The organism is Cupriavidus sp. 10L45 (assembly GCF_056395225.1).
Map to the genome: position 1 here is coordinate 401,504 of NZ_JBFTJC010000002.1, position 26,008 is coordinate 427,511.

22 protein-coding genes are annotated in these 26,008 nt (G+C 69.1%); 14 read left to right on the forward strand and 8 right to left on the reverse strand.

Annotation, left to right across the window (positions count from 1 at the left end):
* Positions 1 to 10: 10 nt before the first annotated feature.
* Positions 11 to 670, forward strand: coding sequence for a hypothetical protein (locus AC1DFU_RS05285; RefSeq protein ID WP_092293684.1), 660 nt, complete (start codon positions 11 to 13; stop codon positions 668 to 670).
* Here AC1DFU_RS05285 and AC1DFU_RS05290 read toward each other — a convergent pair whose 3' ends face one another.
* Positions 671 to 1,513: a DUF3626 domain-containing protein gene (locus AC1DFU_RS05290; RefSeq protein WP_092293682.1), complete on the reverse strand. Its 843-nt coding sequence runs from the start codon at positions 1,511 to 1,513 to the stop codon at positions 671 to 673.
* 200 nt (positions 1,514 to 1,713) lie between these two features.
* On the opposite strand from AC1DFU_RS05290, the gene AC1DFU_RS05295 reads away from it, so the two are divergent.
* From AC1DFU_RS05295 to AC1DFU_RS05310, 4 genes are read left to right on the forward strand one after another with little or no spacing between them, the layout of a single operon-like run.
* A complete protein-coding gene (locus AC1DFU_RS05295; protein ID WP_092293680.1) occupies positions 1,714 to 4,878 on the forward strand; it encodes a response regulator in 3,165 nt (1,054 codons plus the stop codon).
* Positions 4,875 to 5,774: a CheR family methyltransferase gene (locus tag AC1DFU_RS05300; protein WP_255370778.1), complete on the forward strand. Its 900-nt coding sequence runs from the start codon at positions 4,875 to 4,877 to the stop codon at positions 5,772 to 5,774. Before AC1DFU_RS05295 ends, AC1DFU_RS05300 begins: the two co-directional genes overlap by 4 nt.
* 10 nt (positions 5,775 to 5,784) lie before the next feature.
* Positions 5,785 to 6,387 carry a chemotaxis protein CheB gene (locus AC1DFU_RS05305; RefSeq protein WP_255370777.1) on the forward strand — a complete coding sequence of 201 codons (603 nt, stop codon included), beginning with the start codon at positions 5,785 to 5,787 and terminating at the stop codon, positions 6,385 to 6,387.
* Between the two features lie 8 nt (positions 6,388 to 6,395).
* The gene (locus tag AC1DFU_RS05310; protein ID WP_441591305.1) at positions 6,396 to 7,517 is read left to right on the forward strand and encodes a hybrid sensor histidine kinase/response regulator; all 1,122 of its coding nucleotides are present in this window, start codon (positions 6,396 to 6,398) and stop codon (positions 7,515 to 7,517) included.
* Here AC1DFU_RS05310 and AC1DFU_RS05315 read toward each other — a convergent pair.
* A complete protein-coding gene (locus AC1DFU_RS05315) occupies positions 7,514 to 7,735 on the reverse strand; it encodes a DUF2188 domain-containing protein (protein WP_441591306.1) in 222 nt (73 codons plus the stop codon). The two genes, AC1DFU_RS05310 and AC1DFU_RS05315, sit on opposite strands and share 4 nt — an antisense overlap.
* Before the next feature lie 224 nt (positions 7,736 to 7,959).
* On the opposite strand from AC1DFU_RS05315, the gene AC1DFU_RS05320 reads away from it, so the two are divergent.
* Positions 7,960 to 8,271, forward strand: coding sequence for a hypothetical protein (locus AC1DFU_RS05320; RefSeq protein WP_092293674.1), 312 nt, complete (start codon positions 7,960 to 7,962; stop codon positions 8,269 to 8,271).
* A 58-nt stretch (positions 8,272 to 8,329) separates the two neighbouring features.
* On the forward strand, positions 8,330 to 9,004 hold the full coding sequence (locus AC1DFU_RS05325) for an alpha/beta hydrolase (protein WP_441591307.1): 675 nt from the start codon (positions 8,330 to 8,332) through the stop codon (positions 9,002 to 9,004).
* A 164-nt stretch (positions 9,005 to 9,168) separates the two neighbouring features.
* Here the strand turns inward: AC1DFU_RS05325 and AC1DFU_RS05330 are convergent, their stop codons facing one another.
* A complete protein-coding gene (locus AC1DFU_RS05330) occupies positions 9,169 to 10,089 on the reverse strand; it encodes a MipA/OmpV family protein (protein ID WP_092293670.1) in 921 nt (306 codons plus the stop codon).
* A 114-nt stretch (positions 10,090 to 10,203) separates the two neighbouring features.
* Complete coding sequence (locus AC1DFU_RS05335) at positions 10,204 to 10,665, reverse strand: ion channel (protein WP_441591373.1); 462 nt, start codon at positions 10,663 to 10,665, stop codon at positions 10,204 to 10,206.
* Between the two features lie 131 nt (positions 10,666 to 10,796).
* Here AC1DFU_RS05335 and AC1DFU_RS05340 point away from each other — a divergent pair, with 131 nt between their 5' ends.
* A complete protein-coding gene (locus AC1DFU_RS05340; RefSeq protein WP_441591308.1) occupies positions 10,797 to 15,155 on the forward strand; it encodes a response regulator in 4,359 nt (1,452 codons plus the stop codon).
* Positions 15,156 to 15,498: 343 nt separating this feature from the next.
* On the opposite strand, the gene AC1DFU_RS05345 is transcribed toward AC1DFU_RS05340, so the two are convergent.
* Positions 15,499 to 15,969 carry a copper resistance protein CopQ gene (locus tag AC1DFU_RS05345; protein ID WP_441591309.1) on the reverse strand — a complete coding sequence of 157 codons (471 nt, stop codon included), beginning with the start codon at positions 15,967 to 15,969 and terminating at the stop codon, positions 15,499 to 15,501.
* A gap of 429 nt (positions 15,970 to 16,398) precedes the next feature.
* Positions 16,399 to 17,115 (reverse strand): DUF1956 domain-containing protein, encoded by a 717-nt coding sequence (locus AC1DFU_RS05350; RefSeq protein ID WP_441591310.1) that lies wholly within the window; start codon positions 17,113 to 17,115, stop codon positions 16,399 to 16,401.
* Between the two features lie 113 nt (positions 17,116 to 17,228).
* Here AC1DFU_RS05350 and AC1DFU_RS05355 point away from each other — a divergent pair, with 113 nt between their 5' ends.
* From AC1DFU_RS05355 to AC1DFU_RS05375, 5 genes are all read left to right on the forward strand, one after another.
* Entirely contained in the window at positions 17,229 to 18,383 is a 1,155-nt protein-coding gene (locus AC1DFU_RS05355; RefSeq protein WP_441591311.1) for an HlyD family secretion protein, read from the forward strand.
* Positions 18,376 to 19,983: an MDR family MFS transporter gene (locus tag AC1DFU_RS05360; RefSeq protein WP_441591312.1), complete on the forward strand. Its 1,608-nt coding sequence runs from the start codon at positions 18,376 to 18,378 to the stop codon at positions 19,981 to 19,983. The genes AC1DFU_RS05355 and AC1DFU_RS05360 overlap by 8 nt, the downstream gene beginning before the upstream one ends.
* A gap of 25 nt (positions 19,984 to 20,008) precedes the next feature.
* On the forward strand, positions 20,009 to 21,457 hold the full coding sequence (locus tag AC1DFU_RS05365) for an efflux transporter outer membrane subunit (protein WP_441591313.1): 1,449 nt from the start codon (positions 20,009 to 20,011) through the stop codon (positions 21,455 to 21,457).
* 181 nt (positions 21,458 to 21,638) lie between these two features.
* On the forward strand, positions 21,639 to 22,469 hold the full coding sequence (locus tag AC1DFU_RS05370; protein WP_092293656.1) for a mechanosensitive ion channel domain-containing protein: 831 nt from the start codon (positions 21,639 to 21,641) through the stop codon (positions 22,467 to 22,469).
* Between the two features lie 99 nt (positions 22,470 to 22,568).
* Entirely contained in the window at positions 22,569 to 24,197 is a 1,629-nt protein-coding gene (locus AC1DFU_RS05375; RefSeq protein WP_255370800.1) for a phospholipase D family protein, read from the forward strand.
* Here the strand turns inward: AC1DFU_RS05375 and AC1DFU_RS05380 are convergent.
* Entirely contained in the window at positions 24,192 to 24,602 is a 411-nt protein-coding gene (locus tag AC1DFU_RS05380; RefSeq protein ID WP_441591314.1) for a hypothetical protein, read from the reverse strand. The genes AC1DFU_RS05375 and AC1DFU_RS05380 overlap by 6 nt on opposite strands.
* 187 nt (positions 24,603 to 24,789) lie before the next feature.
* Between AC1DFU_RS05380 and AC1DFU_RS05385 the strand changes: the two genes are divergently transcribed.
* Positions 24,790 to 25,080 carry a DUF2917 domain-containing protein gene (locus tag AC1DFU_RS05385; protein WP_255370774.1) on the forward strand — a complete coding sequence of 97 codons (291 nt, stop codon included), beginning with the start codon at positions 24,790 to 24,792 and terminating at the stop codon, positions 25,078 to 25,080.
* Here the strand turns inward: AC1DFU_RS05385 and AC1DFU_RS05390 are convergent.
* Complete coding sequence (locus AC1DFU_RS05390; RefSeq protein WP_441591315.1) at positions 25,039 to 25,989, reverse strand: LysR substrate-binding domain-containing protein; 951 nt, start codon at positions 25,987 to 25,989, stop codon at positions 25,039 to 25,041. The genes AC1DFU_RS05385 and AC1DFU_RS05390 overlap by 42 nt on opposite strands.
* Between the last annotated feature and the right edge of the window lie 19 nt (positions 25,990 to 26,008).

The following is a 26,008-nucleotide window of genomic DNA, read 5'->3' on the forward strand; positions in this document are numbered from 1 at the left end:
GGGGCCGCGCATGCTGACGTGGACGCCAACCTGGGCGGCGACATGGACTGCCTGGTGGCCCTGGCTGACGATTGCCGCGCTGGGCCTGTTCCACGGCCTGAACCCGGCCATGGGATGGCTGTTCGCCGTGGCGCTGGGCCTGCATCGGGGCCAGCGCCGCGTGGTGCTGTGGTCGCTGGTGCCGATTGCGCTCGGCCACGCGGCGGCGGTGGCGCTGGCCGTGGGCGTGGCACTCTGGCTGGGCAGCGTGCTGCCGCACACCGGCTTCGCGCGGGTGGCCGGGGCGGTGCTGCTGGGTTGGGCGATCTGGCACATGGTGCGCGGGCACCGCATGCGGCCGCGCGTGGGCATGCGGGCTGGCATGCTGGGGCTGGCGGCGTGGTCGTTCCTGATGGCCGGCATGCACGGGGCCGGGCTGATGCTGGTGCCGGCGCTGATGCCGATCTGCGCCACGCCGGGCGCCACCCAGTTCGACGCCGCCGACGCGCTCGGCCCGGCCATGCTGGCGCTGGGCCTGCACACGGCAACGATGCTCGCCGCCATCTGCGCCGTGGCGCTGCTGGTCTACGACCGCGTCGGCGTGGCCTTCCTGCGGACCGGCTGGGTCAATCTCGACTGGATCTGGACGGCGGCGCTGGGTATCTGCGGGGTGGTGCTGCTGGTGATGTGACTAATTCCGATTCCCGAAGCGCGCCAGGCAGTGCCAGACCTTCTTCAGCAACTGGGGATCGTGGCGGCCCGCGCGGGCGGCTGCGCCGATCCGGGCCGGGGTGAGCGGCTCACTCCCGGCCAGCGTCGTGGCCAGTTCGGCGATGTGGGCGCCGCGATAGTCGCGATAGTCGCGTTCGGCCCGCAAGTCATCGGCATTCGCCGAGAATCCCGCGTGCCATTCGACGGCGCAGGGCAGGGCGCGGGCCAGCGTCTCGGTCTCGGTGCCCCGGAACGACGGATCGAGCACGAGCGCCTCCACGTCGCGCGCCAGCCGCAGCGGGCCGTGCACATGCGCTTCTATATAGTGGTCGAGCGGATCGTCCGGCGGCGCGGCATGTAGCCGGTCTACCAGATCCAGCCGTCCGGCCACGCCGAAATGCACCGGATCGAACACGCTGTCCGGGTAACAGAAGGTGGTCCGCGCCAGCACGTCCGCCGCCAGCCGCAGGTGGCAGGCGCCGAAGCGCGGCGAGCCCCCTTCGGGCCGATGGCGATGGTTGAGCGCGCCGTACTTGGGGCGGTCGGCTGGCGGCGCGGCGTCGTAGGCCTGGCCGAACATCCGGCTTTCCCAGTGCCAGCGGTCCCCGCCGGGGTGGGCGGTCAGCCCGCCGTTGCTGGTGCCGGTCTCGAACTGGGAGCGATAGACGCCGTCGGCGGCCATGGCCGCGAGCAGCGGCACGCCGGCGTGGAGCCGGTCCGGGTGGAAATTGAGCGTGACGCGCCAGTCTGGGTGCAGCGGCGCGCCGTGGCTGCGCGCGGCCACATGGGCCAAGGCGTGGGCGGCGGGGTCGTCCGGGAACATTGGCGGATCCGGGGGTGCCGGCAAGGCGGCGATCGGCCGATTGTAGCGGCGCTGCGGTGCAGCAATTGTCGGCGCGACACCGACAGCCACGGCGCCCGTCGCAAGGTACGATAAGGCGCCCTGGCCGGCATCCATGCTGGCGGGGGGCCGGGACGCCTGCCGCCGCGCCCGCCCGCTTTCATCCCATCGATCCTGCCGGTATGCAACCGACTTCCCTGCAACGCTTCCTGTTTGGCACGATCCTGGTGCCCGTCTCGCTTGCCGTGGTCTTCGCGGCGGATGCGTTCACGCCGCTCGGCCTGGCCGCGTGGCTGTTCTATCTGATCCCGATTTGCCTGTCGATCTACGCGGACAACCCGCGCCTGCCGCTGATCGTGGCGGCGGTCAGTTCGCTGCTGCTGGCGGTGGGCTACGTGGTCTCGCCGCCCGGCGCCGCGCCCATCATCGCCATCACCAACCGGTCCATCGGCTTCCTGGTGAACTGGTTCCTGGCCGTGGTGATCTACCGCTACCTGGTGGGCCAGGGCGCCATCCAGCGGCTGATGTGGGTGCAGCAGGCCCAGGTGAAGATTCACCAGGAGGTGCGCTCGGCGCAATCGGCCGGCAATGTCGGCGATGCGCTGGTGCGTGCGCTGGCGTCGGCGCTCGACGCCCGCGTAGGCGTGGTCTATCAGTGCGACGACGGCCGCCTGCACCGGCTGGCCACCTGGGCATTGGCCGATGCTGACCGCGCGCCGGCCACCCTCGCCCCCGGCGAGACGCTGGCCGGCCAGGCCGTGACCGAGAACCGGGTGATCGCCGTGGGCGGGCTGCCGCCCGACTACCTGCCGGTGGCCTCCGCGCTGGGCCGCACGACTCCCACCGAGATCGTGGCCGCGCCGCTGACCGCCGAGGGCGAGGTCGTCGGGGTGATCGAACTGGGCTTTATCACGTCCCGGCGCGGGACTGCCGATGTGGTGGAACTGCTTGAGCGCATCGGTGAGCCAGTCGGCATGACGCTGCGCGCCGCGAGCTACCGGGGCCGGCTGGAGCACCTGCTCGGCGAAACCCAGCGCCAGAGCGAGGAATTGCAGGTCCAGCAGGAGGAGCTGCGCGTCTCCAACGAGGAACTGGAGGAGCGCGGCCGTGCGCTGATGGACTCCCAGGCGCGGCTGGAAACCCAGCAGGCGGAACTCGAACAGACCAACGTCCAGCTGGAGGAGCACACCCAGCGGCTGGAGACGCAGAAGCGCGAGATGCTCGCCTTCCAGGCCGAACTGGCCGCCAACGCCCGGGCGCTGGAGCGCTCGAACCAGTACAAGAGCGAGTTCCTGGCGAATATGTCGCACGAGCTGCGCACGCCGCTGAACAGCGCGCTGATCCTGGCGAAGCTGCTGCAGGAGAACAAGGACGGCACGCTGACCGGCGAGCAGGTCCGCTACGCGGCCACCATCCACGCGGCCAATACCGACCTGCTGAACCTGATCAACGACATCCTCGACCTCTCCAAGATCGAGGCCGGCCACCTGACCATCGAGCCGGAGCCGGTGGAACTGGACGCCTTCACCGCCCGGATTTCGCAGATGTTCGACCATGTGGGCGAGCAGAAGGGCGTGGCCTTCCGCGTGGAGCGGATGCCGGGCCTGCCTGACGCCATCGTCACGGACAGCCAGCGCCTGCAGCAAATCCTCAAGAATCTGCTATCCAATGCCTTCAAGTTCACGGAGAAGGGCTCGGTCACGCTGGCGCTGGTCGCGCAGGGCGACGATGCGATGCGATTCGAGGTGCGCGACACCGGCATCGGCATTCCGCGTGACAAGCAGCAGGTCATTTTCGAGGCCTTCCAGCAGGCCGACGGCACCACCAGCCGCCGCTACGGCGGTACCGGGCTGGGCTTGTCGATCTCGCGCGAGCTGGCGCGGCTGCTGGGTGGCGTGATTGCCGTGGCGAGCGAGCCGGGCCAGGGCAGCGTGTTCTCGCTGACCGTACCGCGCACGCTGGTGGCGGATGCCGCCACGCAGGCCGGGCTGGTCACGCCGCCGGCCGCCCCCGAGCAGGTGCAGGCCCCGCCGTCACAGGCCATGCCGCTCTCGCCCGCCGCCCGGGCAGCGCCGGTGCCGGCCCCGGAGGCGTCCGAAGGCGGGCCGGGCCCATCGCCGTCCGGCTATCCGCAGCCGATTGCCGACGACCGCGACCACCGCACGCGCGGCAACCGCCTGATCCTGGTCGTGGAAGACGATATCGACTTCGCCGGCATCCTCTACGACCTGGCCCACGAGCTGGATTTCGACTGCATCCACGCCACCACGTCGAGCCACGGGCTGGAACTGGCGCGCCACCACCAGCCCTGCGGCATCCTGCTCGACGTGGCGCTGCCGGACCAGTCGGGCCTGACGCTGCTGGACTGGCTCAAGCACGACCCGGCCACGCGCCACATCCCCACGCACCTGATCTCGGTCAGCGACCACGCCGAGGCCGCGCTGCATCGCGGCGCCATCGGCTACACCTTCAAGCCGAGCGAGCGCAACAAGCTGGCCGAGGTGATGCGGGGGCTGGAGGCGCGCATGGCGCCGGGCCAGCGCCGCGTGCTGGTGATCGAGGATGACCCGGCGCTGCGCGAGAGCATCCGCGCGTTGCTGCAATCGGTCCAGGCCGAGATCGTCACCGCCGGCACCGTGGCCGGCGCGCGCGAGGCGCTGGCCGGCGCCGCGTTCGACTGCGTGGTGATGGACATGGTGCTGCCGGACGGCACCGGCCACGACCTGCTCGCCCACATGGCCAGCGATGGCGCCGCGCAGATGCCGCCGGTCATCGTCTACACCGGGCGGCAGCTATCGGCCGAGGACGAGCAGCGCCTGCGCCGCTATTCGAAGTCGATCATCATCAAGGGCGCGCGCTCGCCGGACCGGCTGCTGGACGAAGTGACGCTGTTCCTGCACAGCGTGGAGTCCCAGTTGCCACCCGAGCAGCAGCGCATGCTGCGCGCCGCGCGCAGCCGCGACGACGCCTTCGACGGCCGCAAGCTGCTGCTGGTGGAGGACGACGCGCGCAACATCTTCGCGCTGTCCAAGGTGATCGAGCCGCTCGGGGCCACCGTGGAGATCGCCCGCAGCGGGCGCGAGGCGCTGGACATGCTGGCGCGCCACAAGGACGTGGACCTCGTCCTGATGGACATCATGATGCCGGAGATGGACGGCATCACGGCCATGCGCCATATCCGCCAGATGCCCGAGTACGGGCGGCTGCCGATCATCGCGCTGACCGCCAAGGCGATGCCGTCCGACCGCGAGGCGTGCCTGCGCGCCGGGGCGAACGACTACATCGCCAAGCCGATTGATGTGGATCAACTGCTGTCCCTGTGCCGCGTATGGCTCCACGAAAGTTGAAGACCCCGGACACCGCGCCGCTGCCGCCGCTGTCGTTACCGCTGCCCGTGCCGGTGGTGGATCACGGCGAGACGGCGCTGCCCGACGCCAATTTCGAGATCGAACTGGAACTGCTGCTGGAGGCGATCTTCCGCAAGTACCAGCACGATTTCCGGCACTACGCGCGGGCCTCGGTGCGGCGGCGGTTGCAGCAGGCGCTGCACGACCTGGGCTTTGCGACGCTGTCGCAACTCCAGGACCGCATGCTGCGCGACCCGGCACTGTTCGCGCGCATGCTGCAGTACCTGACGGTGCAGGTCAGCGAGATGTTCCGGGACCCGTCCTACTTCCGCGCCATCCGCGAGCATGTGGTGCCGGTGCTCCAGACCTATCCGTCGATCAATGTCTGGGTGGCCGGGTGCAGCAGCGGCGAGGAATTGTGGTCGCTGGCCATCCTGTTCGAGGAGGAGGGGCTGGCCGAGCGCACGGTGTTCTACGCCACGGACATCAACCCCGACGCGCTGGCCATCGCCCGGGCGGGTGTGTACGATGCGGGGCGCCTGCGGGCGTTCGGCGCCAACTACCTGGCGGCGGGCGGGCGGCGCTCGCTCTCGGACTACTATCATGCAGCCTATGGCAAGGCCAAGTTCAGCGCCGGGCTGATCCGCCAGTCGGTGTTTGCCGACCACAGCCTGGCCACCGACAGCGTGTTCCAGGAGGCCCAGCTGATTTCGTGCCGCAATGTGCTGATCTATTTCGACCGCGCGCTGCAGGACCGCGCCATCGGCCTGTTCCACGACGCGCTGGCGCGGCGCGGCTTCCTGGGGCTGGGGAGCAAGGAGAGCCTGCACTTCAGCGCCCACGCCGGGGATTTCGAGCCACTGGTGCCGCGCGAGCGGCTGTACCGCAAGCTGTGAAGGAGGCGCGATGGCAGGGCTGATGGATACGCAAGGGTGCGACGCCGTGGTGATCGGCGCGTCGGCCGGTGGCGTCGAGGCGTTGTCCGTGCTGCTGCCGATGGTGCCGGCGGGCTTCCGGCCGGCGCTGCTGATCGTGATGCACCAGCATCCGAACCAGCCCAGCCTGCTGCCCGAGCTGTTCGGCGCGCGCTGCGCGCTGCCCGTGTGCGAGGCCGAGGACAAGATGCCGGTGCGGCCGGGCCACGTCTACCTGGCGCCGCCGGACTACCACCTGCTCGTGGAGCGGGTGCCGGAGGCGCCGGAGGATGTCGAACTGGCGCTCTCCGTAGAGCCGCCGGTGCGTTTCTCGCGGCCTTCCATCGACGTGCTGTTCGAGTCGGCGGCGGTGGCGTGGCGCGCCCGGGTGCTCGGCGTGCTGCTCTCGGGCGCCAACGACGATGGCGCGCGCGGCCTGGCGATGATCCGCGCGGCGGGTGGCCGGGCGTGGGTGCAGTCGCCCGGCAGTGCCGCCGTGGAAACCATGCCGCAGGAGGCCATCGACCGTGGCGCGGCAGACCGCGTGCTGACACTGGAACAAATCGGCCAACGCCTGGCCCAGTTTTCTGAATGACCCTGACCATGCAAGCTCCGATCAAGATCCTCGCCGTCGACGACATCGCCGCCAACCTCACGGCCCTCGATGCCGTGCTGGCCAAGCCCGATGTACAGATCGTCCACGCCAATTCCGGCGCGCAGGCGCTGGAACTGCTGCTCGAGCACGACTTCGGGCTGGCCATCCTCGATGTGCACATGCCCGAGATGGACGGCTTCGAACTGGCCGAACTGATGCGCGGCAGCAAGCGCACCAGCCATATCCCCATCCTGTTCCTGACGGCGGCCGGGGAGGACAGCGCGCGGGCGTTCCGCGGCTACGCCACCGGCGCGGTCGACTTCCTGTTCAAGCCGATCGACGCGCGCGTGCTGGCGGCCAAGGTCGATGTATTCGTGCAATTGGCCCAGCAGAAGCAGCAACTGGCCGAGCAACTCGAAACCGCCCAGCAACTGCTCAAGACCAACGAGATGCTGATGGCGGTGCTCGCGCACGACCTGCGTACGCCGCTGTCGGCGATCATCGCGTCGGCGTCGTTCCTGGGGCGGTTCGGGGGCGAGGAGAAGCTCAAGCCGGCCACCGACCGCATCTCGCGCAGCAGCCAGCGCATGGCACGCATGGTGGACCAGCTGCTGCACGTGGCGCGGCTGCACGGCGGGCGCGTCAAGCTGGAGCCGCGCCAGGAAGACCTGCGCGCGATCTGCGCGGCCATCGTCGATGAATGCGAGGCGTCTCATGGCAAGGAGCGCGTGGTACTGGAAACCGTGGGAGATACGCTGGCGACCATCGATCCGGACCTGATCTCGCAGGTGCTGTCGAACCTCGTCAGCAACGCCCTGCATCATGGGGACCCGGCGGTGCCGGTGGTGGTGGCCGTGGACGGCACGGCCGCCGAGCGCCTGACGGTGACGGTGACCAATGGCGGCGTGATCGATGGGGCGACCCTGCCGCATGTCTTCGAAGCGTTCCGCTCGGGCGGCGGAGACAGCGCCGAGGGGCTGGGCCTGGGGCTCTATATCTCGCGGGAGCTGGCCGCGTTGCACGGCGGAAGCGTCGAGGCCGCCTCGTCGGCGGCCTCGGGCACCACGGTCTTCACCGTGACGCTGCCCCGGGCATGCTGCGGGACGCAGGGGGTCATCCAGCCCACCTAGCCAGCCACCTCCCTCGGATCATGGCCGTAGCTGTCGCGTTCGCGGATCTTGCCGTCGACGCCATGGATCAGCAACTCCACTTTCTGGCGCCGGGCCAGTCCGGTGCCGGCCTGGATGGCCTCATCCTGCGTGGCATGGTGCGACTCGGCGTAGCGGGCGCCCTCATGGATCACGTCCCAACCGGTGCCGTGCGGCACGACATGGAGGTTGGTCTGCATGATGGTTCTCCTGGATCGTATGATCCTTCCATTATGGATGCCATGGCGCAGGGCACAATCCGGCGCCGTCTGACACGCCACCTGAGAGGCGCCGGGAAGGCGCCGGGCACCCGCCGGGGGGCGGCGTCCGCATCGCTTATGTCCGGCGCGGGACGGTTTACCGTGCCTTTTCGGGACACGCCTATATATTCTTGTAGGGAAAACAACGCGCAGGAGAGACAGCCATGCAAGCGAGGTTTGCGCGCGGCATTGCGCAGATGCCACTGACGGTGGCGGCCCGGGAATCCCTGCTGGCGGAGAAGGCCGCCATGCCCGAGGTCGGCGACCTGGTGACGGTTTGCAGCCAGGATATGGAAACCGAGTTCAGCGTCCGCCTGACGGCGGTGGCCGGACCGGAGCTGTGGTACGGCGTGATTCATGCCATCACGCGCGGTGCCGAAATGCTGGTCGTGGCCGAAGGCCTGGAGCTGGACGACGTGGTCAGCGTGCGGCGCCAGGAGATCGCGTCGGTGGTCAAGGCCAGTCAGCACCATTGATCGTTCCCGGCGGGACCGGGTATGCTGCGGATGCACATCCATCCGTCGCCCCCGCTTTATGTCTTCCGCCTACACCACGTCCGCTTCCACCTCCCTATTCATTGCCGGCCCCGCCGGCCAGATCGAAACCCTGCTGGACACTCCCGCCGGCCCGCCCGTTGGCATTGCCGTGGTCGCGCACCCCCACCCGGGGCAGGGCGGCACCGCCGAGCACAAGATTCCCCAACTGCTGGCGCGCACGCTCCAGGCCCATGGTTTCGTGACGATGCGGCCGAACTACCGGGGCGTGGGGCGGAGCGAAGGGGCCTACGATGGCGGCCCCGGCGAGTCCACCGATGTGGAAGCCGTGCTGCGCCATCTGCAGGCCGAATATCCGGGCCTGCCAGTGGCGCTGGCCGGGTTCTCGTTCGGCGCTTTCGTGCAGACGCTGATGGTGGCGCGCCTGACCGAGGCGGGAGATTCGGCTGTGGAATCGATCCAGCATCTGATCCTGACCGGCATGCCGGCTGGCGCGCTGTCCGAGACGCTCCGCTACGACACCCCGCCCGTGCCGGCCCACACGCTGGTGGTGCATGGCGAGCGCGACGAGCGCGTGCCGCTGATCAATGTCTTCGACTGGGCCCGGCCGCAGGAACTGCCGGTGGTGGTCCTGCCGGCCGCCGGGCATTTCTTCACCGGCAAGCTGCCGGGCCTGCGCAGTGTGGTGGAGGGCTACCTGCGCCGGGCGGGCTGACTTCGTCTGACGCGCTGCCCCTCTCCCCCGGCCCCTCTCCCGCAGGCGGGAGAGGGGAGCAAACCCACGTATCCAGCAGGCGGGAGTGGGGAGCAAACCGAGGGTGTTCCTCCCCTCTCCCCCCGGGAGAGGGGCCGGGGGAGAGGGCAGGCGCCTCCCCTCGCTCAGAACTGATAAACCACCGAAATATCCCCGGTCAGGTTGGTCGTGCGCTGCACGATCGGGCTGTTCTTCGCATCGCCGACCAGCGCCGATACCCCGAAGTCCGCCGTGGCGAACCAGTGCTTGTTGATGAACCAGATGGCCGAGACGCCGCCGCCATAGGACTTGATCCCGCCGCTGGCACGGTATTCCGGGTGGCCGGAGCGTGCCGCCTGCTCGGGCGTCACGCCGAACCAGCGGCCCATGTAGGCCGAGTCGGCCACGGTCATGGTCGGGCCGGCGAACCAGAAGAATTTCTCGGAGCTGCCCGGCAGCGGCATATAGGCGCCCAGGTCGCCAATCCAGCCGTTGGCGCCGCCGAACTGGCGCCGCGCGTTGGCCCGGATCACCAGCGGGAACGACTTCGACACCACGTAGTCGACAAACATCTTGGTCTCCGCCGCCATGCCGATATTGCCCATGCCGGCCAGGTTGTCGTGGTCCTTCTTCTCGCGGCGGCCCAGGTCGTAGGTCAGGGCGATGCCCGCGCGCCAGTGGTCATTGGAGACGATGTTCCAGCCCAGCCCTTCGCCGGTGGAGGCGAAAAACTTGTCGGCGTAGCGGATGTCGATGGTCGGCCCGCCGAAGACGTAGTAGTCGTGCGCGCCGTCGTAGCGCGGCCGCACGGTCATGGCCGCGCCGAGCCGGAATTTCCAGCCCTCGGGCTGGCCCTGGAACATCTCCACCAGCGGCACCCCCACCGAGTACTGCCATTCGGCCAGCGGCGCGGGCGTCTGCGCCCGGGCGGCCGGCGCGTGCAGCAGGGCCAGCGCGAGCAGCAGCGCGGCGAGCCACCCGGCCAGCGGTGGTGTGTGGGCTTCCGGATGTCTGGACACGTCAGGGTCCTCCCGTTGATTGTTGTGGTTCGCATGACGGCAAATCATCTTTTCACCGGTGCGCCGCCCGCGCAACTTCCTCGAATCCCACAAGCGTGTAGGAAGGACGCCGATTTCACCGGCGGCCCCCGTTGCCTACCATCCAGTCACCGTGGCCGCATCTTAGTCGCGGTCAGCCAGTTCGTCCGTACGCCAGTCGCGCCGCATCACCAGGAACGTAAAGGAGGTGGACCAGCCGATCAGCATCAGCCCCACCAGCGGCTGCACCGACGCCAGCAGCCGCAACTGGCCCATCGGGATGACGTCGCCGATACTCTGCGTGGTGAAGGTTTCCAGCGAGAAATAGACATAGGCCGCTGCCCCATGATCGTGCAGGCCCTTGAGTTCGCCGATACCGAACACGTCCGCCCCGAGCCAGTAGCCGGTGCTGAACAGCACGGCTTCCAGCACGTGGGCCAGGATGATGAGCAGGATCATGACGCCGATGTTGACCTTGCCGCTCCAGTGGCGCGGGTGCATGGCCGAGATCAGGCGCAGGGCTTCGTAGTGCACGGCCACGCAGATAATGGTCAGCATGGCGGTGATCAGGATGGCGATCAGGTATGGGGAGGCCGTGGCTTCCATAGTCGGCAAGGGTGGTTTTCTGACGCAGTGTTTCCCGGCAGACTATAGAAGCGCCCGCACGCTGACAATGCACCATGCGGCGCATGCCGAGAAAGTGAAGAAAAAGATACATGCCGGAATCCGGAGGTTCCATGAAGAACACGGTGGGCAATGTGCCGCCGCTGCATGCCGAGGGCATCGCCCCTGCCTTCCTCGCGGGTGGCGGGGAGATGGGCGCACTGATCCGCGACTTCGACTGGTCGCGCACGCCGCTGGGCACGCCCGAGACGTGGCCGCAAAGCCTGAAGACGGCCATCCGCATCATGCTGACGTCCCGCCAGCCGATCTGGGTGGGCTGGGGCGCCGATCTGCGCTTCTTCTATAACGACCCGTACAAGGCGATCATCGGCGGCAAGCATCCGGCGTCGCTGGGCGAGCCGACCGAGCGCGTCTGGAGCGAGATCTGGCACGAGATCGGGCCGATGCTGACCACGGCCATGGAGGGCAGCGAGGGCAGCTTCGTCGAGCAGAAGCTGCTCATCATGGAGCGCAACGGCTACCCGGAGGAGACCTACTACACCTTCTCCTACAGCCCTGTGCCCGACGACCACGGCGGCACGGGCGGCATCATCTGCGCCAACAGCGACGACACCGAGCGCGTGGTGGCCGAGCGCCAGCTGAAGCTGCTGCGCGAACTGGCCTCGTCGGCCACCAATGCCCGTTCCTGGGACGAAGCCTGCGCGCTGAGCCTGCGCGCGCTGGGCGCCAATCCCTATGACATTCCCTTCGCGCTGCTCTATCTGGGCGAGCGCGGCGCCGGCACGGCCACGCTGTGCGGCCACCATGGCATCGAGGTGGGCCATCCGGCCGCGCCGGCCGAGATCCGCACCGGCGGCGGCCCCTGGCCGTTTGCCGAGGTGCTGGCGCAGGGCGAGGTGATGCTGGTGGAAGACCTGTCCACGCGCTTCGGGGGGGCGACGCTGCCCGGCGGCGCCTGGCAGTTCACGCCGCGCCACGCGGCCGTGGTGCCGGTCACGCCTTCGGGCGAGACCACGCGCAGCGGCGTGCTGGTGGTGGGCCTGAACCCGTGCCGGCTGTTTGGCGACCGCTACCGCGCCTTCCTCGACCTCGTGGCGGGCCAGATCGGCCAGGCCATCAGCTACGCGCACGCCTACGAGGAAGAGCGCCGCCGCGCCGAGGCGCTGGCCGAGATCGACCGCGCCAAGACCACCTTCTTCTCGAATATCAGCCATGAGTTCCGCACGCCGCTGACGCTGATGCTCGGGCCGCTCGAGGAACTGCTGAACCGTGCGGACGAGACCGCCGGCCCTGACGACGCCGATCGCCAGTTGGTGGAGATCACCCACCGCAACGGCCTGCGGCTGCTGAAGCTGGTCAATGCACTGCTCGATTTCTCGCGGATCGAGGCCGGCCGGGTGCAGAAGCATCCCCAGCCCACCGACCTGCCCGCGTTCACGGCCGAACTGGCCTCGCTGTTCCGCTCGGCCATCGAGGGCGCCGGCCTGCAGCTGGTGGTGGAATGCGCGCCGCTGGGCTTCCCGGTGGCGGTGGACCGCGACATGTGGGAGACCATCGTCCTGAACCTGCTCTCCAACGCGTTCAAGTTCACCTACACCGGGGCGATTGCGGTGGCGGTGCGCGAGGCGGAGGACGGCGGCGTGGAACTGAGCATCCGCGACACCGGCATCGGCATTGCGGGGGATGAACTGCCCCGGCTGTTCGAGCGTTTCCACCGGGTGTCCGGCGCCGTGGGCCGGTCGATCGAGGGCAGCGGCATCGGCCTGGCGCTGGTACTGGAACTGGTGCGCCTGCACGACGGCGTGATCCGCGTGGAAAGCGAGGTGGGCGAAGGCACGCGCTTCGTGGTCACCCTGCCGCGCACGGCCCGGGCGGCCGCGCCGCAGCCCGCCGCGCCCGGGGCTGCGTCAAACCTGTCGACCCACGCCAGCCAGCAGGCGCTGGCCTACGTGGAAGCCGCGCGGCGCTGGACCCCCGAGGCGGAGGTGATGCCGGCTGCGGCGCTCGCCATGCTCACCCCCCCGCAGGAAGCGGTGCCCGGCGCGGTGCGCGGACATGTGATGATCGTCGATGACAACGCCGACCTGCGCGAATACATGCGCCGCATCCTGGGCGGGGCCGGCCACACGGTGGAGGTGGCCGCCGATGGCCAGGAGGCGCTGGACATGGCCCGCACGCGCGCGCCGGATCTGATCGTCTCGGACGTGATGATGCCGCGCCTGGACGGCTTCGGCCTGGTGCAGGCCGTGCGCGCCGACGCGGCGCTGCGCGAGACCCCCGTGGTGCTGCTCTCCGCCCGCGCGGGCGAGGAAGCGCGCGTCAGCGGCCTGGCCACCGGCGCGGACGACTACCTGACCAAGCCGTTCACCTCGCGCGAGTTGCTGGCGCGTGTGGCCAGCAATCTCCAGTTGTCGCACCTGCGCCGCACCACCGAACGCCGCCTGCGCGAGGAAATCGCCATGCGCACCCGGGCGCAGGAGGCGCTGCGCGAGCTGAACGACTCGCTCGAACGCCGCGTAGCGGAGACCGTGGCAGACCGGGACCGCCTCTGGGAACTGAGCGAAGACCTGTTGATGGTGGCCAGCTTCGACGGCGTGCTGGAGCGCTTCAGCCCGTCCTGGCGGCGCACGCTCGGCTATGCGGACAGCGCGCTGCTGGGCCGCTCGTGCATGGCTTTCGTCCACCCGGACGACCTCGTGGCCGTGACCGAGCAGATGATAGCGCTGCGCCACGATGGCACGGCGGTGCGCTACGAATGCCGCATGGCGCGGGCCGATGGCGGGCTGCGCTGGGTGGCGTGGACGCTCACGGTGGACCCCGCCACGGGCCGCATCCACGGCGTGGGCCGCGACGTCACCAGCGACAAGGAAGCGGCCGAGGCGCTGCGCCATGCCGACGAGGCGCTGCGCATGGCGCAGAAGATGGAAGCCATCGGCAAGCTGACCGGCGGCGTGGCGCACGACTTCAACAACCTGCTCCAGGTGATTGGCGGCAACCTGCAACTGCTGGCGCGCGATGTGTCCGGCAACGAGCGCCCCGAGGCACGCGTGCGCAACGCGCTGGCCGGGGTGGCGCGCGGGGCCAAGCTGGCGTCCCAACTGCTGGCCTTCGGCCGGCGCCAGCCGCTGGCGCCGAAGGTGGTGAACCTGGGCCGCTTTATCCGCGGGCTGGACGACATGCTGCGGCGGGCGCTCGGCGATGGCATCGAGATCGAGACCGTGGTGGCGGGCGGCCTGTGGAATACGCTGGTGGACCCGTTCCAGGTGGAAAACGCGCTGCTGAACCTGGCGATCAACGCGCGGGACGCGATGAGCGGCCACGGCCGGCTGACCATCGAGGCCGGCAACGCGGTGCTTGACGATGACTACGCGCGCCGCAATGCCGACGTGGCGCGCGGCCAGTATGTGATGGTGGCGGTGACCGATACCGGCACGGGCATGTCGCCCGAGATCCAGGCGCAGGTGTTCGAGCCGTTCTTCACCACCAAGCCCGAGGGGCAGGGCACCGGGCTGGGCCTGAGCATGGTGTACGGCTTCGTCAGGCAGTCCGGCGGGCATGTGAAGATCTACAGCGAGTCGGGGCAGGGCACCACGGTGCGGCTTTACCTGCCGCGCGTGCGCGAGGAGGAAGACCTCGAGACCGATGTCGAGGCCGGCCCGGCGGGCGGCGGCACGGAGACCGTGCTGGTGGTGGAGGATGACGAGGACGTCCGCGCGACCGTGGTGGAGATGCTGGCCAGCCTGGGCTACCGCGTGCTGAAGGCGCGCGACGCGCTGAGCGCGCTGGCCATCGTCGAAAGCGGCGTGCCGGTGGACCTGCTGTTCAGCGACGTGGTCATGCCCGGCCCGCTGCGCAGCACGGAAATGGCGCGCAAGGTGCGCGAGCGGCTGCCCGGCATCGCGGTGCTGTTCACCTCGGGCTATACGGACAACGCCATCGTCCACAGCGGGCGGCTCGACGAGGGCATCGAACTGCTCAGCAAGCCGTACACGCGCGAAGCGCTCGCGCGCAAGGTGCGCCACGTGCTGGTGAGCGGCGGGGCCGAACTGGGGCCGGCGCCGGCGGAGGCACTGGGTTCGCCGGAACTGGCGATGCCGGAGATGCCACCCGTGGTGCAACTGGCACCGCAACGCATCCTCTTCGTCGAGGACGACGCGCTGGTGCGCGCCAGCACCGCGGAGCTGATGCGGACGTTCGGACTAAGTGTGGTGGAAGCGAGCACCGATGCCGAAGCGATGGCCGTGCTGCGCGAAGGGCCGGTCGATGTGCTGCTGACCGATGTGGGCCTGTCCGGCGCCTCGGGCGTGGACCTGGCGATGGATGCCTGCCGGCTGCAACCGGCGCTGCGGGTGATCTTCGTGAGCGGCTACGACGTGGTGCTCACGCCCGTGCAGCGTGCCGCCTTGCCAAACGCGGTCACGCTGCGCAAGCCCTACGCGCTGCCGGCGTTTCTCGGCGTCTTGCAGGGCTGATGCCTTTTTCCCCTCTCCCGCGCGCGGGAGAGGGGTTGGGGGAGAGGGGCGGAATGTCTCGATGCGACACCGCATCTTGAACCGCCTTCCCTCTCCCCCGGCCCCTCTCCCAAAGGGAGAGGGGAGCAAATCACGCTGGCGCTCAGATCAGCGTCTGCGCGACCACGGCGGCGGCGGAACCGCTCGCCACGACGACGGCCACCCAGCCGCCTACGAGTACTGCACTGTTACGGAAAGTCATGATGGACTCCAGGAATGACAACCCGGAGCCCGCCTCGGGGAGCCCCGAGGCTACTGCTCCGTTTGTCTGACGTACTTCCAATCCGCCGTCATCGGGCGGGACTCAGGCGTTGGCGCCTTCGGTGAACGGGTCGAACTTGCCTTGGCGGGCACCATCCAGGTACGGATCAGCGGTGCGGGCCGGGCTGGCCGAGACACCGGTACGATCCAGGCCGGCTACCGTGCGGGCGCCTTCGCTGAACGTGTCGAACTTGCCTTGGCGGGCGCCGTCCAGGTACGGGTCGGCGGTGCGGGCCGGGCTGGCCGAGACACCGGTACGATCCAGGCCGGCAACGGTGCGGGCACCGTCGGTGAACGGGTCAGCCTTGCCAACGCGGGCACCATCGACATACGGGTTACGCGGTTCGTTCACGCCGCTGGCGCGGGCGCCATCGGTGAAGGCGTTGCGGGCGTCGTTCACGCGGTAGCTGTAACCGTAGACTTCGCCGGTCTTGTTGGCGGGAGCGGCTTGCGCAGCGCCAGTGACGAAGGCGGCGGCGAGGGCGGCGGCGGTAAGGATGGTCTTGGCGTTCATGGTGTGGCTCCTTGTCTTCGTTTGGGCCGGGCGATCTCGGTTGGAGGTGGATCGCGGGGCCGTCGGTGCTGCGTTGTTTTGCTGCGTTGTGGCGGGGCTTTTTCTTTGCTGCTATCTACTGGTAGGTAGAGGATCAGGGCTAAAAAAAAGACCGCCTTCCGGTACTGATTGACTACTTGTACTGCGTGGACCGGGACTGCATCGCGGGGCTTGTTTCTGTTTGCCGGGTGATGCAGCGCTGTCCATGGCTCGAATATTATCTACTACTAGATAGACAAGCAAGGACTTTTTGCGCCGCGCCATCGTATTTCCTTCGAAAAGTGGGCGATTTGCCCCGGCAGGCTGGATGGTGTGACGACCTAAGTCATTGATTTTTATACATAACCATAAAGGTTCCGTCCTGCCACGTCGAGGATTAGAGTAAACGCTCTAGCCTCGTAGATCCTTTGCATTGCGCTGCGCAACGAGCGCTTCGAGCAACGTTTGCGTCTGCTCGCGGATCACTTCCTGCACCCGGGCGGTCTCGGCTTCACCAAAGGACTCCCAGTGCAGCGCCTTGAGCACGTGGCGGCGCATGACCTTGAAGGCCGCCACCTGGCTGTCGATGGCGATGGTGCGGATGCGCGTCGCCTCGTCCGTGGCCGGCTGACCGGTCAGGCGCCCGATCACCTGCGACGTCACCGCGAAAATGCGGCGGTTGATGCCCGCGTCGATGCGCTCGAACGCGGCCGGCGGCCCGAGCCCGGCGCGCTCGCGCGCCATGAACTGGCGCCAGTGGTCGGTGTCCGGGCATTCAAGCAGGAAGGTGGTGAAGCGCAGTTGCAGGCCCAGGTAGGCATCGATCAACTCGGCGTCGGTGGCGTCCGGACGGGCCACGACGGCCTCGGCGGCGATCACCACATCGGCCAGCAGGCCCCAGGCGCGGTCCACGAAGTAGTCGATGCACGCCAGGTACACGCCTTCCTTATTGTCGAAGTAGTACTGGAGCGCGGGCGCGTTGACCCCGGCCTCGCGGGCGATGTCGCGCGTGGAGGCCCCGTCGAAACCGTGCGCGCCAAAGAGCCGCAGCGCGGCGTCGATGATCCGCGCGCGCGTTTCCTCGCCGCGCTGGTAGCCGCCTTCGGTTGCGGGCTTGTGTCGGGCCATGTTGCGTTTTCCTCAGTCCGTGGGCAGGCAGAAATATATCAGTTGACACATTTATTCCAAGTGGAATAATTGCGCGATCGCCCTCAATAGTGCTGTCGAAGCCCCGCGCCCCCATGTCCGCCCCCCAATCTTCTGCCGCCGCCCATCCGGCTGCCGGCCTCCCTGCATCCACTGGATCTTCCACGCGCAAGCCGCGTGCCGTCTCCCGCCGCACCGTGCTGCTCGCCCTGGGCGCGCTCGCGCTGCTGGCCGCCGTGGTGTTCGGTGTGCGCTGGTGGCTGGTAGGCCGCTTTATCGAAAGCACCGACGATGCCTACCTCCAGGCGGACAGCGTGACGGTGGCGCCGAAGGTGAGCGGCTACGTGGCCGAAGTCTTCGTGCGCGACAACCAGCAGGTCATCGCCGGCCAGGCGCTGGTGCGGCTGGACAATCGCCAGTACCAGGCTGCCTTCGATGAGGCGCAGGCCACCGTGGCCTCGCGCCAGGCGGACGTGGCGCGGGCCGAGGCCGACCTCGCCCAGCAGAAGGCCCGCATCGCCCAGGCCGGCGCCGAGGTGGAAGGCGCGCGCGCCAACGCCCGCTACGCCGCCTCGCAGGTGGAGCGCTACGCGCCGCTGGTGAAGTCCGGTGCCGAGACCGAGGAACGCACCGCCGAACTGCGCAACGCCCAGACCCGCGCCGGTACCACGCTGGCTGCCAACGAGGCCGCGCTGCGCGTGGAGCAGAGCCAGGTGGTGACGCTGCAGGCGCGGCTCCAGCAGGCGCAGGCGCAACTGGAGGTGGGACAGGCCAGCGCGCGGCAGGCCCGGCTCGACCTGGACGACACCGTGGTTCGCGCCACCAACGCCGGCCGCGTGGCCGACAAGGGCGTGCGCGTGGGCCAGTTCGCCCAGCCCGGCACCCGCCTGCTGACCGTGGTGCCGGTGCAGGACCTCTACCTGACCGCCAATTTCAAGGAAACGCAGGTCGGGCGCATGCGTCCCGGCCAGCGCGTGACGCTGCATGTGGATGCGCTGCCCGGTGAAGACCTCCACGGCGTGGTGGACAGCCTCTCGCCCGGCACCGGCTCGCAGTTCGCGCTGCTGCCGGCGCAGAACGCCACCGGCAACTTCACCAAGATCGTCCAGCGCGTGCCGGTGCGGATTCATGTCGATGTGACGCCGGAGGCGCGCGCGGTGCTGATGCCGGGCCTCTCCGTGGTGGTGGATGTCGATACGCGCGACATGCATCCGGTGCAAGCCCGCGCCGGCGAGGCCCGCCATGGCTGAAGCGGCGCTCCCCGCCGGGGCTGCCCCCGCCACGCCACCGAACGACAAGCCCGCCAACGCCACCGCCGCCGACTGGATCGCCGTGGCCGCCGGCTCGCTCGGCGCACTGCTGGCCACGCTCGACATCTCCATCACCAACTCGGCGCTGCCACAGATCCAGGGCCAGATCGGCGCGGCCGGCACCGAGGGCACGTGGGTCTCCACCGGCTACCTGATGGCCGAGATCGTCATCATCCCGCTCACCGCGTGGCTGACGCGGGTGTTCGGGCTGCGCCGCTTCCTGATGTGGAACGCGCTGCTGTTCACGGCGTTCTCGATGATGTGCGGCATGTCCCATTCGCTGCCGGAGATGGTCATCGGCCGGATCGGCCAGGGCTTTGCCGGCGGGGCGATGATCCCCACCGCGCAGACCATCGTCCGCACCCGGCTGCCGCGCCACCAGATGCCGATCGGCATGTCGATGTTCGGCCTGATCGTGCTGCTTGGGCCGCTGCTGGGCCCCGTGGTGGGCGGCTGGCTGGCCGAGAACGTGAACTGGCGCTGGTGTTTCTTCCTGAACCTGCCGGTGACCGCCGTGCTGGTGCCGCTGCTGTACTTCGGGCTCAAGCAGGAACGCGCGGACCTGTCGGCCTTCATCAAGGCGGACTGGCTCGGCATTATCGGGCTGGCCATCGGCCTCAGTTCGCTGACCGTGGTGCTTGAGGAGGGCCAGCGCGAGCAGTGGTTCGAGTCGGCGACTATCGTCTACCTCTCCGCGCTGTCGGCCATCGGGCTGGGGATGATGTTCGTCGCCCAGTTCACGGCCAAGACGCCCATCGTGCGGCTGCGCCTGCTGCTGAACAAGAATTACGCGAGCGTGATTCTGATCGTCTCGGTGGTCGGGGCGGGGCTGTACGGCGTGTCCTACCTGCTGCCGCAGTTCCTGGCGACGATTGCCGGCTACAACGCCGAGCAGGCCGGCGGGATCATGCTGCTGTCCGGGCTGCCGGCGTTCCTGATGATGCCGGTGCTGCCGCGCCTGCTCGGCAAGGTGGACAGCCGCTGGCTGGTCATCACCGGGCTGGTGTGCTTCTTCGGCAGCTGCATGCTCGACATCAGCCTGACGACGGACAGCGTGGGGCATGACTTCACGCTGTCGCAGATCCTGCGCGGCTTCGGGCAGATTTTGGCGATGATGCCGCTGAATCAGGCGTCGATGGCGGCCGTGGCCACCCATGAGGCTGGCGATGCCGCCGGGCTCTACAACATGGCCCGCAACCTGGGCGGCTCGATCGGGCTGGCGCTGCTCGGCACGCTGATCGACCGCCGCAACGCCTACCACGACGGGGTGATCCGCGAATCGGTCACGGCCAATAGTTCGATCGGGCAGGAGCATATGTCCGCCAGCATCGCCAGCTTCGTGGCGCAGGGCGGCGACTACGCCCACGCCAGCCTGCAGGCCGTGGCGCAGTTGTCCGGCGAGATCGCCCGGCAGGCTGCGGTGATGACGTTCTCGGAAACCTTCTACGCCCTCGGGCTGGCGCTGCTGTGCTGCGTGCCGCTGGCGCTGCTGCTGAAGGCGCCTCGTCCGGGCGCAGCCCCGGTCGAAGCCGGTCACTAAATCGATAAATAAAGCGGTACCTAATATGTACGCACCCCTTCGCGCCGCCCGGCCGGCGCTGATTCTCCTTGTTGCCGCCCTGGCCGCCGCCGGCTGCACCGTGGGCCCCGACTACCGCACCGCCCCGGAAGTGGCCGGCAATGCGGTGGCGGCCGGCACCTTCCCGCACGCACCGAAACTGGCCGAGGCTCGCCAGCCTGACGTGGCCGACTGGTGGCGCGCGCTGGGCGACCCGCTGCTGGCCAACCTGATCGAAACCGCGCTGCGTGACAGCCCGGACATCCGCGCCTCGCGCGCCCGCGTGCGGCAAGCCCGCGCCGGGCTGGCCGGCAATCGCGCCAACCTGATGCCGAAGGTGAACGCCAGCGCCGCCATGCTGCGCACGCGCGAGCCGGACCTCGCCTCGTTCGGCGGGGAAGGTGGGGGTGGCGGCGGCCGGGGGCCGCTGTCGCTCTATATTGCCGGGTTCGATGCCAGTTGGGAACTCGACCTGTTCGGCGGCACGCGCCGCGCCATCGAAGCGGCATCCGCCGAGGCCGAGGCCGCCGATGCCGAACTGGCCGACGCCCACGTGCAACTGGCCGCCGAAGTGGCGCAGGCCTACGTCACGCTGCGCGAGCAGCAGGCCAGCCTGGCCCATCTGCGCGCGTCCGAGACGCTCGAGGCCGACATGCTCGACCTGACCCGCCAGCGCCGCGCGCGCGGCGTGGCCTCCGAACTGGAAGTGGAACGGCTGCTGACGCAGCTGGAAAACACCCGCGCCCGCATCGCCCCGGTGGAGGCGGGTTTGATCGAATCGTTCGATCAACTTGCACTGCTGACCGGCCGCCCGCCCGGCACGCTCGACACCGCGCTGGGTCCCTCGCGCGACCTGCCGGTGCTGCCGGAGACCGTGGCCGTGGGCGATCCCGCCACGCTGCTCAAGGCCCGGCCGGACATCCGCGTGGCCGAACGCCGGCTGGCCTCGCGCACGGCGCAGATCGGCGAGCGCAAGGCGGACTGGTTCCCGAAGGTATCGCTGCTGGGCTCGCTCGGCTTCAGTGCGATGGACCCCGGCCACCTCGTCCGCAAGGAGAACGGCACGTGGCTGACGCTGCCGCGCCTGCAATGGAACATCCTCGATTTTGGCCGGGTGGCGGCGAGTGTCGATAACGCCGAGGCCGGCCGGGACGAGGCCGAGGCCAGCTACGAAAGCGTGGTGCTCAAGGCGCTGCGCGACGCCGACGTGGCGCTCTCCCGCTACGGGCACCAGCGCGACAACGTGGTGGTGCTGCGCCGCGTGGAGGCGTCCGCCGAGCGCGCCTCCACGCTCCAGCAGCAGCGCTACCGGGCGGGCACCGCCAGCATGCTCGAATGGCTGGACGTGGAGCGCACCCGCGTGGTGGCCCAGCAGGACCGGATTTCGGGCGATGCCAACCTGCTCAAGGACTACGTCTCGCTGCAGAAGGCGCTCGGACTGGGCTGGCGCACCTAAGAAAACGCCTACACGCAAACCAGACGCCGACCCCTGTCGGCGCCATCGCGCGCCCGGCACAGTGGCGTGTGGATAGAATCCGGGTGGGCGGCATCGGCATCGGATTAGCTGGCGCCGCCCCCGCGCCGCGGTTTGCAACAATGTGTTACAGACCCCATCGGCGCGTGCCCCGGACGCCCCCATGCACTTCAACGCCAACGACAGTCTCCTGATCAACGTGGTTGCCAGCATGGTGGTGGTCCTGGCCGGCACGCTGGTGGTCAAGCTGATCAACCGCTTCTTCTCGGGGCGGCTGCAGGCGGACAACCGGGGCGCCTATCGCGCCTGGACCGTGGCGTCGCGCAACGTGGTGGCGGCGGTGATGTTCCTGCTGTTGCTCGGCATCTGGGTGTCGGAGCTGAAGAGCGTGGCCATTTCGCTGGCGGCGTTCGCGGCGGCCCTGATCCTGGTCGGCAAGGAACTGGTGATGTGTTTCCTGGGCGCGTTCATGCGAATGATCACGCGCCCCTACCAACTGGGCGATCTGGTCGAGATCGGGCCGTTCGGCGGGGAGGTCATCGACATGGATGTCATGTCGACCACGCTGGTGGAGGTGGCGCCCACGCGCCAGTACACGGGTTTCACGGTGCAGGTGCCGAACAGCCTGCTGATGACCACGGCCGTGCGCAACCATTCGCAGGCCGGCAAGTACACGCTGGACATGGTGCGCATTCCGCTGGCGGTGGGCATGGACCCGGACGTGGTGGAGGCGCAACTGCTGGCCGTGGCGCGCCAGGCGTGCGAGCCGTTCATGGAAGAGGCCGGCCGCACGCTGCGCCGCTACGGCGACATGCGCTTCGTGGACCTGTCGCAGTTCGAGCCGCGCGTGCTGTTCGATCCCGTGGACGCGGAGCGGGTGGACGCCATCGTACGGTTCCCGGTGCCCGTGAGCGCGCGCCTGCCGGTGGCCCAGCAGATCGTGCGCGGCTACTACCGCGCGTGCACCCTCCCGCAGGCGGAGGCGGCGGTATAAGGTGGAAGGAAGATGAAAAGGGATCGGACGCAGAGCCGATCCCGCAATGCAGCAAGATGGCCTGACGGGGATCTTCTAGGAGAGCGGACCATGGCGCCGATGCTGAGGCTCTGGATGGACGGGGTGGGCGGGCCGGACTGGACCGGCTGGCGGCGCGGCCGCTCGCTGGTGGCGCTGCTGCTGGCCTCGTTCTGCCTGGCCGTGCTGGCCGGCTGCGCGAGCCTGCCTGCCAATGCCGGCCGCACCCCCAGCTACGCGGCCAAGGACACCAGCGGCACGCTGCTGGCCCGCACCCTGGCGCCCCGGCTGGCGCAGAACCCCGGAAAGTCGGTCTTCTACCCGCTCGGCGCCGGGCCGGACGCGCTGGCCGCCCGCATGGCGCTGGCGCGCGCCGCCCAGAAGACGCTGGACATCCAGTACTACATCTTCGACATCGACCAAACCGGCAGCGTGCTGATGGGCGACCTGATCGACGCGGCCGACCGGGGCGTGCGCGTGCGCATCCTGATGGATGACATCCACACCGAGAAGCAGGACAAGACCTGGGCGGCGGTCGATTCCCATCCCAATATCGAAGTGCGCATCTTCAACCCGTTCGCCAGCCGCCGCGCGCGCTGGTTCGAACTGGCGTTTGATTTCGGCCGGCTTAACCGCCGCATGCACAACAAGCAGATGACGGTGGATAACCTCGTCACCATCGTCGGCGGGCGCAATATCGGCGACGCCTATTTCTCGGCCAAGCCGGACATGGATTTCAGCGATCTGGACGTGATGGTGGCCGGCCCCGCCGTGCCGGCCGCGAGCGCCGTGTTCGACGAATACTGGAACAGCGAGAGCGCCTACCCGGTGGCCACGCTGGTGCCCGAGGGCAAGGAGGCGCCGGACGAGTTGCGGGCCTTCCGCAAGGCCATCGAGGCGCGCGGAGACCAGGTGCGCGCCAGCGAGTTCGTGCAGGAGCTGCTCGACTCGGGGCTGGTGCGCGGCATCGAGCTGGGCCATCTGCCCGGCTACTGGGGCGGGGCGCGCGTCATCTCGGACAAGGCCGAGAAGGTGGAGGAAGACCCCGACGACCCCACCTCCCACGCCATTCCGCAGTTGCGCGCGATGATGGAAAAGGCGGAGCGCGAGCTGGTGCTGGTGTCGCCCTATTTCGTGCCCGATGACGAGAACATGGCCTGGCTGGCCGGCATCGCCAAGCGGGGGGTGAAGATCCGCGTGCTGACCAACTCGTTCGCCGCCACGGACGTGGCCGCCGTGCACGCCGGCTACGCGCCGCGGCGCAAGGCGCTGCTGCGGGCCGGCATCGACCTCTATGAACTGAAGCCCACCGCCAACGCCGAACTGGCGCGCAGCCAGGCGCGCAAGAGCCGGATGTTCGCCTCCAGCCGCGCCAGCCTGCACGCCAAGACCTATGTGGTGGACCGGCGGCTGCTGTTCATCGGCTCCCTGAACCTGGATCCGCGCTCGATCAAGCTCAATACGGAGATGGGCGTGGTGCTGGACAGCCCCGCGCTGGCCGAACGGCTGGTCAAGAGCATGGATGACGGGCTACTCGACATCGCCTACAAGGTGGAACTGCGCAAGAGCGAGGGCGGCGGGGAGTCCATGACCTGGACCACGCGCGAGAAGGGGCAGCTCTCCACCGTGGACAGCGAGCCCGGCATGAGCGTGTGGCAACACATGGGCATCGGCATCCTGCGCGTGCTGCCGGTGGAGGATCAGCTATAGGGCTAGGATGGGATCGGCGCCGGGCGGCTCGGCGGACTGGAGCAGGTGCTCCTGCAGCCGCGACAGTTCCGGGGCGATGCCGCCCGGAAAGCCTTGCCGGCCCCCGCGCTTGTCGATCAGCAGGTCGGCCAGGAAGAGCGTGACCGGGGTGGGGTAGCCCTGCTGGCCAGCCAGCGCGGCAAGCTGGTTGGCGATGCGCGGATAGGTGTGGAACAGCTCGAAGGGGCGCACCTCGCGCGGTAGCTGCGCGAGCCACTTCAGCGCGGCGGGCGTCAGCGCCTGCGTGGCCGGGTCCGGCGGCTGGCGGGCGTCGCGCCAGTCCACGGCGCCGGTAGTCGGCACCTCGCCGTCGAGAATCTTCCTGGCTTCCTCGACGGTGACAAATTCGAACGAAATCGGGTCCATGGCAATCGGTGGCAAGACGGCGCGGAATGCGCGCCGACACCGCATTCTATCGGCATCTCCAGCCGGAAGTTGACAGCCGGTGCGCGAAAGTCAGCGTAAAAGTCGGCGCGAAAGTCATGCCAGCGCGCCGCAACCCTCATGGCACCGGCCCGGCCGGTCGGCGACGATAAAAGCGTTGCCGGAGCCCATGATGACCTACACCCTGATGATCGAGAATGACTGCCTGCCCATGGCCTTGCGCGCCGGGGCCGAACTGGCCTGCGCCGGGGGCACGCTGTGGCTGACGCTGGAAGGTGCCCGGCCGCGGCGCTCGCCCGATATCGTGCTGACGGCTGGCCAGCGGCACCGCGTGACCGAGGACGCCACCTATTTCCTGACCGCGCTGGGCCATGGCGCCGTGACCGTGTGCCGGGTCATCGCCCCGCCTGCCCCGCCGCTACGGGCCCGGTGGCGCTGGCACAGCCTGCCGCTGCGCTGAGGCGGGCGCCACCCGGGCCGCCTCGGCGCGAATCCAGGCGGCCACGCGCGCCACGTCTTCGCGTGGGTGGTCGGTGGCGTGGATCAGCCAGAAGGCGTTGGGGCTGGCCAGCGCGGCGCCGGGCATATCGACGACCGCCAGTTGCCCGCCCGCGATCAGCGGCTGGATCAGTTCCAGCCGCCCGAGCGCCACGCCCTGGCCGGCCAGCGCCGCGTGAATCATCTGGTCATATTGGTTGAATCGCAGGATGCCGCGCCGGCTGGCCTGCCGGTAGCCGTGCGCGCCGAGCCAGCTGCGCCAGTGCAGCCACGGGCGCGGGTCATCGAATTCCAGCAGGGGCAGCTGGGCGAGGTCTTCCACGGCGGTCAGCCGGTGCGCGCCGAGCGAGGGATGGGCGACCGGGGCGATGGTCTCGTCGAACAGGCGGATCGCGTCCGCCGCGGCGTCGGCCTCGCGGCAATAGCGGATGGCGAGGTCGATGCCGTCCGCGCGCAGGTCGCTGATCTGGTTGCTGGCGGAGAGCCGCACGTCCAACTGCGGATGGGCGCGCTGCAGGCTGCCCAGGCGCGGCAGCAGCCACAGCCCCGCCACGCCGATGCTGGCCGTCACGGTCACCGGCTGGCGGCCATCGCGCTTGCGCAGTTCGCCGGCCACGTCCTGGAGTTGCTGCACCGCGCCATCTGCGCTGCGGAACAGCCGCTCGCCTTCGGGCGTGAAGGCCACGCCGCGATGCTGGCGCACGAACAGCCGAACCTGGAGGTGGTCTTCCAGCGCGCGGATCTGCCGGCTGACGGCGGACTGCGTCAGGCACAGGTCGTCCGCTGCCTGGGTGATGCTCATGCGCCGGCCCACGGCCACGAAGCCCCTGAGCAGATCGAGCGGGAACAGCCGGGCGAGCGGGACGGACATGGCGGGATGGGTGGGGAAG